Genomic DNA, 16,153 nt, shown 5'->3' with positions numbered 1-16,153 from the left:
TTTCTACACTTATCATTTTATAAGCTAATCTTCTTTTTACTTTTTAAACATATCACGTATAAATAACTGAATATGTAGCAACTAACACATATTCAACAAAATTTAATTGCATTTAGTTTTTTATAAAATTGTGTATGCAATCGTTTTCGTAGAAAAATAACTTTATATTTTACAGGAATTATTGATTACGATACTTTTGCACGCTCAAAAACTAAAAAACTAAAAAAATGAAAATTATCAAAACATTAAGAAATCAAGAAGACAAAAATAAATTTTCTAATTCTTCAAATTTTAGAAATACTAAAAGTTCAACTTGGAACACTAAAAGAAGATTTGCATTATAAACTTAAAATACATTAAAAATTATTTAAAATAGGTAAATAGTTTTTAATGAAAAAAATTAATTCAAATCTATAAAACTAATAGTATAGATTTGAATTAATTTTAATATTCAACAATAGTAAATTGTTGCTTTAACGGATCTAACGCTTCAAGCAACATAGGAATAAGGTTGTCTCCTAGCTCTAAATAATACTCTGAAAAGTTTCTAGAACGTTCTTCTAAACTTTGATTTGGAAACAACTCATTTTGAATAGCTTTAACTCTTTCAACTTCATTTGTTAACTTGCGCTTTTGAGCTTTAAGTAATCTTTTTTCTAACTTTTGAAGTCCATTTAGTTGTTTTTTCTCTTGAGCATTTACAGCACCTTCAAAAGATTTATCTGTTTTTAAAGCAACTTTCTTTAAAGCCTTAAATTGTTCTTGTAAAAATAATTTCTGATTTGTAAAATCTATATTTACCTCTGAAATTTCTTTTACTTTTTTGTTAATTAAAACTTCTTGCTTATAAAATATTTCATCTATACTTATGTTTAGTTTATCTAGTTTTTTCTTCTGCTTTTCAGTAATTAATAAAACTGAATTCCTCAACATTAAAATAGGAAAAGGAATCTCTAGGCTAGAGAAATTAGATTTTAATTGAAACCAATAAGCTAGTTCTCCTCCACCTCCAATATAGGCTAAATTTGGTAAAATTACCTCTTGATAAACTGGTCGTAAAATTACATTTGGACTAAAACGTTTTGGGTAGTTTTCAACTTCATTTAAAATTTCTTCTTCAGAAAAAGTAATTGTTGTATTGTTTACTTTGTAAAGTTCACCATCTTTTACAATTCTTTCTCGTAAATTATTTTTTAAATAAAATAGATTTATTTCTCGTGGATTTACTTGAATTTTATAGGAATCTGAAAGCTTTTCATTAGTTTCAGAAACTTTAATAAATGAAGTAGTCTTTAATAATTCCTCTTTTACAACTGGAACAAATAACTCTTTTAAATTAGTATCATCTCCATCAACAATAACCAATCCGTATTTCCCAAACAATTCATTTACTAAAAAACGTGTTGCTTCAGTTAAGTTTGAATGCTTTAAATAAGCATTTTTAAATAACTGCTTTATATAGTTTGCATTAGTTGAATTTCCTAATTTATTAGAGAAAGCCTCAAAAACACTATCAAATCCTTCTAAATCTAACCTACCAACTCCTCCACTGCTTTCTCTATTCCATAGAACTTTTTGACCTTTAAAATTAAAATAATTAATTTCTTCAAAATCATGGTCTTCCGTTGCCATCCAATAAACTGGTACAAAGTTTTTTGAAGGAAATTCAGTTTTTAATTGTTTTGTTAAGTTAATAACCGATACAATTTTATACAAAAAATATAACGGCCCAGTAAAAATATTTAACTGATGCCCCGTAGTTATAGTAAAAGTAGTATCTTGTTTTAATAGCTTTACGTTTTCAGATGTACCTTTTGAAACACTAATAGATTTGTATTGATTTTGCAGTGAATCCACTAAAACAGTTCTATTTTTAACTGAAAAATTTTGTTTTAATTCTAATTGTTTTCTAAAACCATTAATAGATGGATAACCTTCATAAAAGCTGGTTAAACCTTCTTTTTTATCTAAATAATCACAGATTAAATTTGAAAAATAACCTGTTTGTTTAAATGGAATATTGTGTATTTTCATTAATAATTACTTCTTTAGTATAAAGTGTAAATATAGTTTCTTGTATTAATTAGTGGTTTTAACTTAAAATAAACTTATTATTTTCATTATTAATAACAAATGAAATACAGAACTATTACTACACAAATCTACTTTTTTTAGTTTCAATAATTCTGAATGATTTGTTAAATCATCCAGAATTGTTTAGTAATTTATAAATTATATTCAATATATTTTTAACTAATTAAATTATATTTGGTTTTAAATTATTTTAACATGAAGAAACTATTTTTTTCTACTCTATTTTTACTTATTTGTTTTTCAATTCATTCTCAAATTAAAAACCCTTCTGAATATTTAGGTTACGAGCTAGGATCAAGATTTACAAGACATTATAACGTAACTAATTACTTTAAATATTTAGCTAAAAACTCTTTACAAGTTGAGTATAAAAAATATGGTGAAACTAATGAGTTTAGAAGTTTAGATTTAGTATTTATTTCATCTGAAGAAAATATTAAAAATTTAGAAGAAATAAGAACAGATAATTTAAAAAGAATAGGAATTTTAAAAGGTTCTTCTGAAAAAGAAATTGCAATTACTTGGTTAAGTTACAACGTACATGGTAATGAAGCTTCTGCTACCGAAGCCGCTATGAAAACTGCATACGAACTTTTAACCGCAAACAACAATTATCTAAAAAATACTGTTGTAATAATTGATCCTTGTGTAAATCCTGATGGAAGAGATCGATACGTAAATTGGTACAACCAAACAAAAAACACACCATACAATTCAAATCCTTATGTTGCAGAACATAACGAACCTTGGCCAAGTGGAAGACCAAATCATTATTTGTTTGATTTAAATAGAGATTGGGCATGGGCAACACAAATTGAAACTCAACAGCGTTTAAAAATTTACAATACATGGATGCCACATGTGCATGTAGATTTTCACGAACAAGGTTACAACAATCCATATTATTTTCCTCCAGCTGCAGAACCTTATCATGAAATTGTAACAGATTGGCAAATAGAATTTCAGCAACTAATTGGAAAAAATCATGCCTCATATTTCGATAAAAATGGTTGGAGTTATTTTACCAAACAACATTTTGATTTGTTGTATCCAAGTTATGGAGATACATATCCAATGTACATGGGAGCAATTGGTATGACCTACGAGCAAGCCGGACATGGAAAAGCTGGACTCGGAGTTATTACAAAAACTGGTGACGAATTAAAACTAATTGATAGAATAGAACACCATACAACTACTGGTTTATCAACTGTTGAAGTTGCTTCAAAAAACGTTGATAAATTAATTTCAGAATTTGAATTGTATTTTAACAACCAAAATTTAAAACATAAAAGTTATGTTTTAAGAGGTGATTCTTTAAAAATGAATCTTCTATTCGAATTATTAAATAAACACCAAATCAACTATTTTCCAGCAAACAACGAAACTATAAAAGCATTTGATTATATAAAAAATAAGAACTCTACTGTAACTACAACTACTTCGGATTTTGTAATTCCTACAAATCAACCTAAAGGAAAAATGGTTAAAGTGTTGTTTGAAAAACAAACTAAATTAACGGATTCTTTAACTTACGATATCACAGCTTGGAGTTTACCGTATGCTTATGGCTTAAACTGTTTTGCTTCTGAAAAAGAGTATTTATTGAAGTTAAATTACGAAACTCTGCCAACTAAACTTAAAAAAAACGAACCAAACTATAGTTGCGTAGCGTATCTAAAAAATTGGACAACTATAAATGACTCTAATTTTTTAGGAAATTTATTAGAAAATAATATTCTTGTAAAATTTGCTACAAAAGAATTTAATATTGAAGGAAATTCTTACAAAAAAGGAACCTTGTTAATTCAAAGAGGTGATAATAAATCTATTAAAAACTTTGATGAAATAATTACACATTTAGCTGATAAATCTAGAGTTCAACTAACAAATGTCTCTACTGGATTTGTTGATTACGGAAGTGATTTTGGTTCTTCTGATTACAAATTAATTCCGTACAAAAACATAGCTGTATTAGCTGGTGAAGGAACTTCTTCACTAAACTTTGGAGAAATTTGGCACTTTTTTGAAAATGATTTAAAATACCCATTAAATATAATTAACACACGTAATTTCAATAGATTATCTTTAAGTAATTACAATGTATTAATTCTACCCTCTAATTTTAGCGCTAACGATAATCAGTTCAAAAAACTAAAAGAATTTGCAAGAAATGGAGGAACCTTAATTTCCATTGGAAATTCAATTAATAATTTTATTGACAAAAAAGGGTTTTCTATAAAAAGGAAAAATATTGAATCAAAAAATAATGACATTATAAAACCTTATAGTGAATATTACAGAAATCAAATTGAAAATTCTATAACTGGAAGTATTTTTAATAGTATAATTGATACAACACATCCATTAGCATTTGGGTATGAAAACACTTATTACAGTTTAAAACTAAACGCAACTTCATACAAACTTTTAGAAAAAGGAAATAACATTGGTTATTTTTCTAAAAACACAACTAATATTGCTGGTTTTGCTGGGTATAAGGCTTTAAAAAATATTCCAAACTCATTATTATTTGGTTCTGAATATATTGGTAAAGGAAAAGTTATTTATATGGTTGACAATCCTTTATTTAGAGGGTTTTGGGAAAATGGTAAACTGTTTTTTGCCAATGCTGTATTCTTAAATTAAAAAAGAAAATAAAAAAAGGGAGCAAAATTGCTCCCTTTTTTTTATTAATTTTTATTCTTAAACTGGCTCACCATACAAATCAAATTCTGTAGCCGATGTAATTTTAATTTGAGCAAATTTCCCAACTTGCACATAATGTTTAGTTGCATCAATTAAAACCTCATTATCTACATCAGGTGAATCAAATTCAGTTCTACCAATAAAATGATTTCCATCTTTTCTATCAATAAGTACTTTTAATTCTAACCCAACTTTTTCTTGATTTACTTCAAAAGAAACTTGACTTTGTAATTCCATAATTTCATTAACACGTTGTTGTTTAACATCTTCAGGCACATCATCTTCCAAAGTAGCAGCGTGTGTGTTTTCTTCATGAGAATAAGTAAAAGCTCCCATACGCTCAAAACGCATTTCTTTTACCCAATCTTTCAATTCCTCAAAAGCTTCTTCGGTTTCACCAGGATAGCCAACAATAAGTGTAGTTCTAATAGCCATATTAGGTACAGCTTTTCTAAACTCTTTTAATAAATTAGTAGTTTTTTCATGAGAAGTTCCTCTACGCATAGATTTTAAAACTTCATCATTTATATGTTGCAGTGGAATGTCTAAATAATTACAAACTTTTGGTTCGTTTTTAATTACTTCTAAAACATCCAAAGGAAAACCTGTTGGAAAGGCATAATGCAAACGAATCCATTCAATTCCATCAATTTTCACTAGCTCTTTTAATAAATCCGCTAAAGCTCTTTTTTTATAAATATCTAAACCGTAATAGGTTAAATCTTGAGCAATTAAAATAAGCTCTTTAATACCTTTTTTTGCTAATTTTTCTGCTTCAATAACTAAATTTTCTATTGGAGTAGAAACATGTTTTCCCCTCATTAAAGGAATTGCACAAAAAGAACAAGGTCTATCGCAACCTTCAGCAATTTTCAAATATGCATAATGAGTTGGTGTAGTTGTTAAACGCTCACCAATTAGTTCATGCTTATAATCTGCATCTAAAACTTTTAATAAATTTGGCAAATCGTGGGTTCCAAAATACTCATCTACATTTGGTATTTCTTTCTCTAAATCTGGCTTGTAACGCTCACTTAAACAACCTGAAACATATACTCTATCAACTTCACCTTCTTCTTTTTTATTTACATAATGAAGAATTGTATTAATAGATTCCTCTTTAGCATCACCAATAAAACCACAAGTATTTATCACTACAATATTACCATCATCATTCTCATCTTCATGAACCACGTTTTTATTATTCGCTTGTAATTGTCCCATTAAAACCTCACTATCATAAACGTTTTTAGAACAACCTAGTGTTACTACATTAATTTTATTCTCTTTTTTAGATTTTGTACGCACAAATTTGTATTTTGAAATTTAGTTTTGCAAAAGTAATCAAACCTTTTTAATTAAATTTAGTCTAAATTAAATAACTTACTATAAACTGATTAAATGAAGAAATATATTTATCTTTTACTCATTATTTTTATTTCATGTTCAAATAATAATGAAATTATAATAAATGAAACTTCTTTAACTACATTATATTTTCCACCTATTAATGAAAATTCTTGGGAAACATTAACTGCTGAAGAATTGAATTGGAACACTTCTGAAATTGAAACTTTAAACACTTTTTTAGAAGAAAATAATACCAAAGGCTTTATTATACTTTACAACGGTAGAATAGTTTTAGAAAAATATTTTAATGAGCACTCTAATTCTAAAGTTTGGTACTGGGCAAGTGCTGGTAAAACTTTAACTTCAATTACCACAGGAATTGCTGAAGAAAATGGTTATTTAAATATTAATAATAGTGTTTCTAGCTATTTAGGTGAAGGTTGGACTAATACTACTTTTGAAAAAGAAAATTTAATTACTTGCAAACACCTTTTAACAATGACAAGTGGTTTAGATGATGAGTTGGGAGATAGTGTTGATTCAGAAAACTTACAATACATAGCTAATGCAGGTGAACGTTGGGCATACCACAATGTTTATAAAAAACTACAAAATATAATATCAACAACTACAAATGTTGAATTTGAAACTTATTTTGAAACGGAAGTGAATGAAAAAATTGGTATGACAGGTTTTTGGTACAAAACAGGAGAATACAATTTATATTATAGCAACACAAGAAGCATGGCAAGGTTTGGTTTACTAGCTATGAATAATGGTACTTGGGGTACAACTGCAATTGTTAACAAAACCTATTTCAAAAATTCAATAAACACCTCACAATCAATAAATAAATCTTATGGTTATTTATGGTGGCTAAATGGAAAAAAAAGTTATATGCTCCCACAATCACAACTAGAATTTTCAGGTGAAATAATACCAAATGCTCCTAGCGATATGTATGCCGCTTTAGGTAAAAACGATCAAAAAATTTATGTAATACCAAGTAAAAAACTAGTAATTGTTAGAATGGGAGAAAGCGCTGATAATGAAAACTTTGCAGTTTCCACTTTTGACAATGATTTATGGGAAATTCTAAATTCTATTATAAACTAATTTAAGTTTTAAACATAAAAAAAAACCTCTTATCAAAAAATAGATAAGAAGTTTTTAAAATATATTTTAATTGATTCTATTTAAAAAAAGAATCAACAAATTCAAATTTATTAAATACTTGCAAATCATCAATACCTTCACCTACTCCAATATATTTAACTGGAATTTGAAATTGATCAGATATTCCAATTACTACACCACCTTTTGCTGTTCCATCTAATTTAGTAACAGCAAGTGAAGTTACTTCGGTAGCCAATGTAAATTGTTTAGCTTGCTCAAAAGCATTTTGACCTGTTGAACCATCTAAAACTAACAACACCTCGTGTGGAGCATCTCCAACCACTTTTTGCATTACTCGTTTTATTTTTGTCAATTCGTTCATTAGGTTTACTTTATTATGTAAACGACCAGCAGTATCAATAATTACAACATCAGCATCTTGTGCAACTCCAGATTTTAAAGTATCAAAAGCCACTGAAGCTGGATCACTTCCCATTTCTTGTCTAACAATAGGTACTCCAACTCTATCTGCCCAAACTTGTAATTGGTCAATTGCAGCTGCTCTAAATGTATCTGCCGCACCCAAAACAACTTTTTTTCCTGCTTTTGAAAATTGAGCCGCTAATTTTCCAATAGTAGTTGTTTTTCCGACTCCATTTACTCCAACCACCATAATTACGTATGGTTTTTTAGTTAAAGGAATTGTAAATTCAGTTTCATTTCCAACATTAGTTTCAGATAATAAACCTGCAATTTCTTCTCGTAAAATCGAATTTAATTCATCGGTTCCCAAATATTTATCTTTAGCAACACGAGCTTCAATTCTATTAATAACTTTTAAGGTAGTTTCTACACCAACATCTGAAGTTACTAAAATTTCTTCTAGATTATCAAGAACATCCACATCAACTGTTGATTTTCCTGCAACTGCTTTAGATAATTTTGAAAAAAAAGAAGTTTTACTTTTTTCAAGACCTTTGTCTAGTGTTTCCTTTTTTTCTTTCGAAAATATTTTTTTAAACAAACTCATTTATATCAATTTTAAGATGTAAATATAAAAAAGAAAAAGCTACTCTCAATAAAATGAAAGTAGCTTGTATATTTTATGAGCAAAAAATTTATTTTTTGCTAAAAAAGTCTTTTACTTGTGCTGGATCCATAATAGCTTCCACAAATGTATAAGCTCCTGTTTTTGGAGATTTTTTCATTTTGATAGCTTTACTTAATCTTTTAGATCCTGTCTGTAACGATGCTACTGATTTCTTTGCCATGGTCCTTTATTATTTAATTTCTTTATGAACAGTCATTTTCTTCAAGATAGGATTGAATTTTTTAATTTCCATTCTATCTGGAGTGTTCTTTTTGTTCTTTGTTGTAATATAACGAGAAGTACCTGGTAATCCAGTAGCTTTGTGCTCTGTACACTCTAAAATTACTTGAATTCTATTACCTTTAGTCTTTGCCATTATTTATTATTTTTTTAAGAAACCTTTTTCTCTTGCTTCTTTAATCACAGCAGAGATTCCTAATTTGTTAATATTTTTTAAAGCTGAAGTTGATACTTTTAAAGTAACCCACTTATCTTCTTCTGGAATGTAAAAACGCTTTTTTATTAAATTAGCGTCAAACTTTCTTTTTGTTCTATTCAAAGCGTGAGAAACATTGTTCCCAACCATTGCTTTTTTACCTGTAAGTTCACAAACTCTTGACATAATTCTTTACCTTATTTAGTGTAATCTGAAACGAGATGCAAAATTATAACATTCATTCTAATTACACAAACTTATTTTATTAGTTTTTTAAAATTTCTTTTCTTAACAATTCTAATGCTTTTATGGAAGCTCGTTGAATTACCTTTTCTCTTGGTTTCCCAAACGAAAATTCTTCTACCTCAACACCTACTGGTGTAGCAATTGCAATATATACTATTCCTACAGTTTTATCTGTATTATCAGTAGTTGGGCCAGCGTTACCTGTTGTTGCAATAGCATAATCTGTTTTATATTTTTGTTGAATTCCTAGTGCCATTGCTTTAGCAACTTCTGCGCTAACTACTGAATATTTTTTAATAACTTCTTCTGAAACATTTAGTTCTAACATTTTAATACGCACATTATAAGCGACAATACTACCTATAAAATAGTTAGAAGAACCAGGAATAGTAGTTATTATACTTGCAATATTTCCTCCTGTACAGCTTTCAGCAGCTGACACTGTTTGATTTTTTTCTTTTAACAACTTTCCAACTACAATTTCTAAAGCTTCATTATCAAAACCTATAATATTATTTGGTATAATTTTTTGTAATTTAAAAATTTGTTGCTCTATTGCTTTTTCAATTTTTTCTTTACTCTCACCTTTTGTAGATAATCTTAATCTAACTTTTCCAAAAGAAGGTAAATATGCTAACTTTATAGTAGATGGTAAATTATTCTCCCAATCTTCAATTTTTTCTGCTAAAACACTTTCTCCTAAACCGTAAGTTAAAATAGTTTTATGCAAAATATAAGGTAGGTTAAATGTTTTTTGAATTTTAGGTAGTACTTGATTTGATATGAGACCTTTCATTTCATAAGGCACACCTGGTAGTGAAACCAAAACTTTACCATTTTTATTAAACCACATTCCTGGAGCAGTTCCCAATTCATTTTTTAATGGTGTACATTTAGAAGGAACTAACCCTTGTCTTCTATTTGCTTCAGAAAAAGGATAGTTCATTTTTTTAAACATTTTTTTTATATGCTCAACTATTTCTTCATTTAACACTAATTCATCATTAAAATATTCTGCAATTACTCGTTTTGTAATATCGTCTTTTGTTGGACCTAAACCACCAGTTAAAATAATAATATTAGAATGTATATAAGCGTTTTCTATAGCAGATAATATATGCTCACAATTATCTTGAATTGATGTTATTTGATATACTGATACTCCAATTTTATTTAGTTCTTCAGCAATCCATTTTGAATTTGAGTCTAAAATTTGTCCAATTAAAATTTCATCTCCAATAGTTATTATTTCAGCTTGCATTAATTAAAAATATTTTTGGTATAATAATTGTGTAAAAATACTAATAACAACGCAACCTTTATACATAAATCACATCTATTTATAAAAGGAAAACTAAAACTCACCTAGCTATGACTACTACTGAAACAATGAGTAATACTGATTTACTCGAAAAAATTGAAAATTGCACCTTACCAACTAGCGAATTTAACCATGAAACTATGCTAAAATTAGCATGGATTTTAATAAATAAATATGGTGTAGAAAAAGCAATAGCGAAAAATGCAGCGTTAAAAGAAAACTATTTTATTAATGCCATGAACAGTGAAAAATTTAACATCTCACTTTCTAGAGCATATGTTGAGATAATGTACTATTTTATGGAACAATCTTCCCATCCGCAAGATTTTAATAGAATATTAAATGCTTTTCCTAGATTAAAATACAACTTTAGAAATTTAGTTAAAACGCATTATGGTTATAACATTCTAAAAGAACATAGAAAAGAAGAACCTAAAGGAATGAAACCAATTCTATTTACTTTTTAAATTTCTTTGAAAAAAAATCTTTTCCATCTTCTAATAGATTAAAACATTTAACCTTTTAAAATTCAATAAAAAACAGCTAATAATTCAGTTAGCTGTTTTTTTATTTTTTATATTATTGAGTCCTAAAATCAAATACTTGAGATTCTGAACTGTTTCCATGTTTATCATGGGTTATTACCTTCCAGTAATACACTTCATCAGCATTTAATGCTACATCTTCAATTTTAGTGCTTGTTGTATTTTTCAGTAAACTTGTTGGAGGATTATCAACTGATAAATACACATCATAAGATTCTATATCATTATCTACATCGCCTCCATCCCACTCTAAAGAAACTATTGAATTGGTTAATCCACCCATTGGTGGACTTACAACTCCCGCAGGAAAAGGTGCGTAATTTTCAACAGGTAAACCGGCATTATACAACTTCCATATTTCACTAGTAGCTGTTTTAGTTGTACCAGACGCCTTAGAAACTACTTTCCATGAATATGCAACACCTCTTGTTAAAGTTAACGTTATATATGTGTTAGATGTAGAGTTTTCCGTTGTTTTATTTGATTCTAAATTTTTAAGAATTAGCACATAATTATCCGTATTTTCTGAAGCATTCCATTCAAATTCAACATTACTTTCTTCATCTGAAATTATATTTCCTTGATTACATTCTGTATTTTTTAATGGAGATACTAAAACTGCTGCTTCTGGATTTTCAACAACAGGAATATCAGGATCATCTCCACCACCACCGCAAGACACTACCAATGCTAAAATCGAAATAAAAGTGATTTTTTTTAATAAGTTTATCATTGTTTAATAATTTTAGATTGAGAATTAATTGATGTTGAAACAATATGAATAAAGTAAATACCATTACTTAAACCTTCAACGTTCACTTGTATATTTTGATTTTTAATTTTTTCTGTTTTTTGAAATATTACTTGTCCAGTTTGATTAACTATTTGATAATTAATTTCTTCTCCTAAACTAGAAACAGGCACAGCTATTATTAAGTTATTTTTAACAGAATTAGGGTAAATTTTAACCGATTCAAAAACATTAATTTTTTCTAAATACTCACCTTGGCAATCTAATTCTGTAGTTACTTTTAAACTATTCACTCCATTTTTTAGTTGTAACTTTAACTCACTTTGATCAGTCGCAAAAACTACATCATTTAGCTCTACCCTATATATTTTCGCACCTTTTAAACTTAACACAACTTCTTTATTAACTTTATTTATTTTAGATGAAACATTTAATGCCTCCGGTTCCGATATTGTTAAATCAAAGCACTGTTTATACTCTGTATCTTCTGAAGTTGTAATGCAAACAGTATAATCACCAGCTTCTAAATCTGTAAATTCAACATTAGTTGTAAAACTCTTTTCAATAGACGTTCCTTGAATTTTAGCTGTAAATGGTAAGTTTTCATTTGAAGTTATTAAGATTGAACCATTATTACTACTAGCACAATTCTCACCAGAAACTAAAACCTTAAAATTATCAGAAGCCAATACAAAAACTGCACAACCATTTGTGTTTACTGTTGTTCCAATTGGGGTATCTGGGCAATCATCATTCTCGTCAGATACACCATCACTATCTTGATCTTCTTTTGGTAATTGAATACAATCTTCACCTGGAAGTCCGTAACAACCTAACCCTGTTGGTCCGTATAGATAATTCCATGTTATACCTGCTACCCAATTCTCACCTCCATATTCATATGCACCAACATCAGGGTTATTACCTATATAATCATCTGTAATTCCACTAATTATTTTACCTGCATCAATGGGGCTAGAACTGTCCTTTAAATTAAAATTTCCATTATCTGAATCTATAAAAACATCTGAAGTAACAACAAGGTTATTTTGTTGATCAGATTGTGGTTCCCAATTTGCATCACTTCCTAAATTATTCCATACCCTAACATTGGTAAAAGAAGTACCATCTTTATGCCATGCTCCCATAACTCCAGAACCATTCCATAAAGTATTATTAAATATGTCAATATCCTCTCCATTCCAATTTATTTGAACATTGGTCCATTCTGTGTTCCAAACTACATTATGGTGAACTGAAAACCCTGCTGCATCATTATCTAAATAAATTCCAGCAGCTTTATATTTTTCTCCACTTGAAGCGGCATCATGAAACCAATTATGATGAATTTCAGTAGTATATTGTGAACCTGTAGTGTAAAATAACCCACAGTCATCAGCTAGTAAGTTACTTCTAGAAACATCATTATATGATAGCTCATTATCTGTTCCATAATATTGAATAGCATCTCTTCCTCCATTTGCAATAGTGTTATTTTTAATAAGACTATTGTTAATACCTCTAGCAACTAATGGCGCATCATAATTAGATAGAAAATCAAAATCGTGGATATAATTATCTAAAATTGTTTGGTTATCACCTCTTACCTGAATTCCTGCAGAGGCATTAAATGCTATTTCACATTTTTCAATTATATTATTGGATCCTTGTAAATTAAGACTTGCTTTACCAGAACGCGAAGATTCAACAGCACCTTGTGTATGATTTCCATAGAAAGAAGAAATTCCGTACAGCACATTGTTTGTAGTTCTAGTATTTCCATTTGACTGCCAAGTTGAAGAATCTTCCATATTAATGCTTCCACCAAAAACAGCTAAATTTCTTATTTCAATATATTTTTTATCCTTAAGATTAATAGTTTCGAGTCTTCTTCTCATCTTTACCACACCATCAACTGGAGCTGCTCCATTAGGTAATTGAATAAACAATTCATTTGTTGAAGAATCAAAATACCATTCGTTTTCATAATCTAGAGCATCTTTTACACCCTCTAAATAAAAATCTCCCAAATCTGCTGGAGCATGATAAGTTCTAACCCAAGATTCATTATCGCCAAAATTCAAATTAAAGTTTACTCTACCCGCAGAACTACTTGTAATAATTCTTTTCCAAGCTGTCCAACCAGAACCAGCTTTATCACCATAAAACCAAACAGCTCCACCCGTCCAATCAAAACCAGGAATACTTGCTTCAGTTAAATATGCATTGGTAATAACATCTGGACCACTTCCTCCTGTATTTCTTAATGAATTTAATTGAAACGGATCTTCATTAGTTTTATTTGGCCAACGTGCTAAATTGCAAGCCGATTCTCCGTTCATTACAAAATTTTCTTGTTCAAGACTTGAAAAAGAAATGGTTGTTTTATAAATAGAGCCACTATCTAATGTCCAACCCGATAAAGCTTCCATTGCTGAAATGATTACCTGATCTCCTGGAAAAGATTGAAATATTATAGGACTTCCTGCAGTACCAGAATTACTAGGAGCTAATGTTTCTTCATAAGTTCCTTCTTTAATAAATACTGTATCACCAGCTACGGCAACACTGGCTGCTTTACTTATAGTTAAGTATGGTGACTCTTCCGTACCTGAATTAGAGTCGTTACCATTTTTAGCTACATAAATATCTTTTGAATAAACATTCGATAGCACAAAAAAAGTAACTACTATTAATAGTAATTTTTTTACGTTCATTTACTTTTAAATTTTGACTCAAAAATACAGCAGTCAAAATGTTATTAGTAAAACAAATAGGTTTTTTAAGGTTACAATTGGTTTTTTAAAGAATAATTAGTTGTTTCTATCTTATGTTAATCTGAAAGTTTTCTTTTCCATTTAAAATTCCTGTTAAAATATCATTTTCATTTACTTTACCTACACCTGCAGGTGTTCCTGTAAAAATAACATCTCCTATTTTTAATGTAAAAAATTGTGAAACATATGCAATTATTTCGTCAATTTTCCACAACATAGCTTTTGTATTTCCATCTTGAACTAGCTCTTTGTTTTTTTGTAATGAAAAAGATAAATTACCTAAATCTCCTAATTTTTCTTTTTGAATAAAATTACCTATTAAAGCACTTCCATCAAAAGCTTTTGCTTTTTCCCACGGCAAACCTTTTTCGCGTAATTGATTTTGCAAATCTCGTGCTGTAAAATCTATCCCTAAACCAATTTCATTATAATAATTTGGCGCGAACTTTTGAGAAATATGTTTACCTACTTTACAAATTTTTACTAAAATTTCTACTTCATAATGTACATTATTAGAAAATGAAGGGATTACAAAAGGCATATTTTTAGACAACACAGCTGAATCTGGCTTTAAAAATATTACCGGATTTTCAGGTTTTTCGTTTTGTAATTCTTCAATATGCTTGGCATAATTACGCCCAATACAAATTATTTTCACAGTTTATTTTTTAAGGTAAATATTTCTTTTCAAAATTTGGTTTACGTTTTTCTAAAAATGCATCTCTTCCTTCTTTCGCTTCATCAGTCATATACGCCAAACGTGTTGCTTCACCAGCAAATACTTGTTGTCCAACCATTCCATCATCAGTTAAATTCATGGCAAATTTCAACATTTTTATAGATGTTGGCGATTTACCTAAAACTTCTTGTGCCCATTCATAAGCTGTATTTTCTAACTCATCATGAGGAACAACCGCATTTACCATTCCCATTTCAAAAGCTTCTTGTGCTGAATAATTTCTTCCTAAAAAGAAAATTTCTCTAGCCTTCTTCTGCCCTACCATTTTTGCTAAATACGCAGAACCATAACCTCCATCAAAACTTGTTACATCTGCATCCGTTTGTTTAAAAATAGCGTGTTCTTTACTTGCCAACGTCATATCACAAACTACGTGTAAACTATGTCCTCCTCCAACTGCCCAACCTGGAACAACTGCAATTACAACTTTAGGCATAAATCTTATTAACCTTTGTACATCTAATATGTTTAAACGGTGATAATTATCTTCTCCAACATAACCTTGATGTCCACGTGCTTTTTGATCTCCTCCGCTACAAAAACTATACACTCCATCTTTGCTTGAAGGCCCTTCAGCAGATAGTAAAACTACTCCAATAGAAGTATCTTCTTGCGCATCATGAAATGCTACTAATAATTCACTAGTTGTTTTTGGTCTAAAAGCATTTCTAATATTTGGTCTGTTAAATGCTATTCTTGCAACTCCATTGCATTTTTTATAGGTTATATCTTCAAATTTCCGAACGGTTTCCCATTTAATTTCACTCATAATTGGCATAATTTTAATTGTAAAAATAATCTAATTTATTTACTTTGAAATAGCCTTACAAATTAAATTAATTAGATTGAAGCAACCAATAAATCTTATTGTTATCTTATAACAAATATTACTTCATTTTATTTAATAATAAATATGGAAACTAATTAAAAAAAATAATACAGTAACTTTGCCTAAAGTTTTACGACAAAGTAAGTGTGT

At 28.8% G+C, this 16,153-nt stretch carries 14 protein-coding genes; 3 read left to right on the top strand and 11 right to left on the bottom strand.

The genetic code is table 11. The features are described from left to right. Positions 1 to 444: 444 nt before the first annotated feature. Complete coding sequence (gene bshC, locus R3X25_RS08735; protein WP_317673907.1) at positions 445 to 2,034, bottom strand: bacillithiol biosynthesis cysteine-adding enzyme BshC; 1,590 nt, start codon at positions 2,032 to 2,034, stop codon at positions 445 to 447. Positions 2,035 to 2,289: 255 nt separating this feature from the next. Between bshC and R3X25_RS08730 the strand changes: the two genes are divergently transcribed. Then, positions 2,290 to 4,743 carry a M14 family metallopeptidase gene (locus R3X25_RS08730; protein WP_317673906.1) on the top strand — a complete coding sequence of 818 codons (2,454 nt, stop codon included), beginning with the start codon at positions 2,290 to 2,292 and terminating at the stop codon, positions 4,741 to 4,743. A gap of 57 nt (positions 4,744 to 4,800) precedes the next feature. Here R3X25_RS08730 and rimO read toward each other — a convergent pair whose 3' ends face one another. After that, positions 4,801 to 6,111 carry a 30S ribosomal protein S12 methylthiotransferase RimO gene (gene rimO, locus R3X25_RS08725; RefSeq protein WP_317673905.1) on the bottom strand — a complete coding sequence of 437 codons (1,311 nt, stop codon included), beginning with the start codon at positions 6,109 to 6,111 and terminating at the stop codon, positions 4,801 to 4,803. Positions 6,112 to 6,204: 93 nt separating this feature from the next. Here rimO and R3X25_RS08720 point away from each other — a divergent pair, with 93 nt between their 5' ends. Further along, the gene (locus R3X25_RS08720) at positions 6,205 to 7,269 is read left to right on the top strand and encodes a serine hydrolase domain-containing protein (RefSeq protein ID WP_317673904.1); all 1,065 of its coding nucleotides are present in this window, start codon (positions 6,205 to 6,207) and stop codon (positions 7,267 to 7,269) included. A 76-nt stretch (positions 7,270 to 7,345) separates the two neighbouring features. On the opposite strand, the gene ftsY is transcribed toward R3X25_RS08720, so the two are convergent. The 5 genes from ftsY to R3X25_RS08695 all read right to left on the bottom strand — a co-directional run bounded on the left by ftsY (position 7,346) and on the right by R3X25_RS08695 (position 10,302). Then, positions 7,346 to 8,299 carry a signal recognition particle-docking protein FtsY gene (gene ftsY, locus R3X25_RS08715; protein ID WP_317673903.1) on the bottom strand — a complete coding sequence of 318 codons (954 nt, stop codon included), beginning with the start codon at positions 8,297 to 8,299 and terminating at the stop codon, positions 7,346 to 7,348. Positions 8,300 to 8,387: 88 nt separating this feature from the next. Then, complete coding sequence (locus R3X25_RS08710; protein ID WP_317673902.1) at positions 8,388 to 8,540, bottom strand: DUF4295 domain-containing protein; 153 nt, start codon at positions 8,538 to 8,540, stop codon at positions 8,388 to 8,390. 9 nt (positions 8,541 to 8,549) lie between these two features. Continuing rightward, complete coding sequence (gene rpmG / locus R3X25_RS08705; RefSeq protein WP_291799720.1) at positions 8,550 to 8,735, bottom strand: 50S ribosomal protein L33; 186 nt, start codon at positions 8,733 to 8,735, stop codon at positions 8,550 to 8,552. Between the two features lie 6 nt (positions 8,736 to 8,741). Beyond that, positions 8,742 to 8,981 (bottom strand): 50S ribosomal protein L28, encoded by a 240-nt coding sequence (rpmB, locus tag R3X25_RS08700; RefSeq protein WP_317673900.1) that lies wholly within the window; start codon positions 8,979 to 8,981, stop codon positions 8,742 to 8,744. Positions 8,982 to 9,060: 79 nt separating this feature from the next. Continuing rightward, positions 9,061 to 10,302, bottom strand: coding sequence for a competence/damage-inducible protein A (locus R3X25_RS08695; RefSeq protein ID WP_317673898.1), 1,242 nt, complete (start codon positions 10,300 to 10,302; stop codon positions 9,061 to 9,063). A 110-nt stretch (positions 10,303 to 10,412) separates the two neighbouring features. Here R3X25_RS08695 and R3X25_RS08690 point away from each other — a divergent pair, with 110 nt between their 5' ends. Continuing rightward, a complete protein-coding gene (locus tag R3X25_RS08690) occupies positions 10,413 to 10,829 on the top strand; it encodes a hypothetical protein (RefSeq protein ID WP_317673896.1) in 417 nt (138 codons plus the stop codon). A gap of 112 nt (positions 10,830 to 10,941) precedes the next feature. Here the strand turns inward: R3X25_RS08690 and R3X25_RS08685 are convergent, their stop codons facing one another. The 4 genes from R3X25_RS08685 to R3X25_RS08670 all read right to left on the bottom strand — a co-directional run bounded on the left by R3X25_RS08685 (position 10,942) and on the right by R3X25_RS08670 (position 15,943). Continuing rightward, a complete protein-coding gene (locus tag R3X25_RS08685) occupies positions 10,942 to 11,640 on the bottom strand; it encodes a hypothetical protein (RefSeq protein WP_317673894.1) in 699 nt (232 codons plus the stop codon). Next, positions 11,637 to 14,375, bottom strand: coding sequence for a right-handed parallel beta-helix repeat-containing protein (locus R3X25_RS08680; RefSeq protein WP_317673892.1), 2,739 nt, complete (start codon positions 14,373 to 14,375; stop codon positions 11,637 to 11,639). Before R3X25_RS08680 ends, R3X25_RS08685 begins: the two co-directional genes overlap by 4 nt. A gap of 106 nt (positions 14,376 to 14,481) precedes the next feature. Then, positions 14,482 to 15,093, bottom strand: a complete 612-nt coding sequence (locus R3X25_RS08675; RefSeq protein ID WP_317673890.1) for a fumarylacetoacetate hydrolase family protein — start codon at positions 15,091 to 15,093, stop codon at positions 14,482 to 14,484. 10 nt (positions 15,094 to 15,103) lie between these two features. Then, positions 15,104 to 15,943, bottom strand: a complete 840-nt coding sequence (locus R3X25_RS08670) for a 1,4-dihydroxy-2-naphthoyl-CoA synthase (RefSeq protein WP_317673888.1) — start codon at positions 15,941 to 15,943, stop codon at positions 15,104 to 15,106. Positions 15,944 to 16,153 lie beyond the last annotated feature (210 nt).

The sequence above is a fragment of the Lutibacter sp. TH_r2 genome (assembly GCF_033101135.1).
In the GTDB taxonomy this organism is placed as follows: Bacteria; Bacteroidota; Bacteroidia; order Flavobacteriales; family Flavobacteriaceae; genus Lutibacter.
The sequence above is the reverse complement of the archived record's forward strand: the minus strand, read 5'-3'. Positions and strand labels throughout refer to the sequence as shown.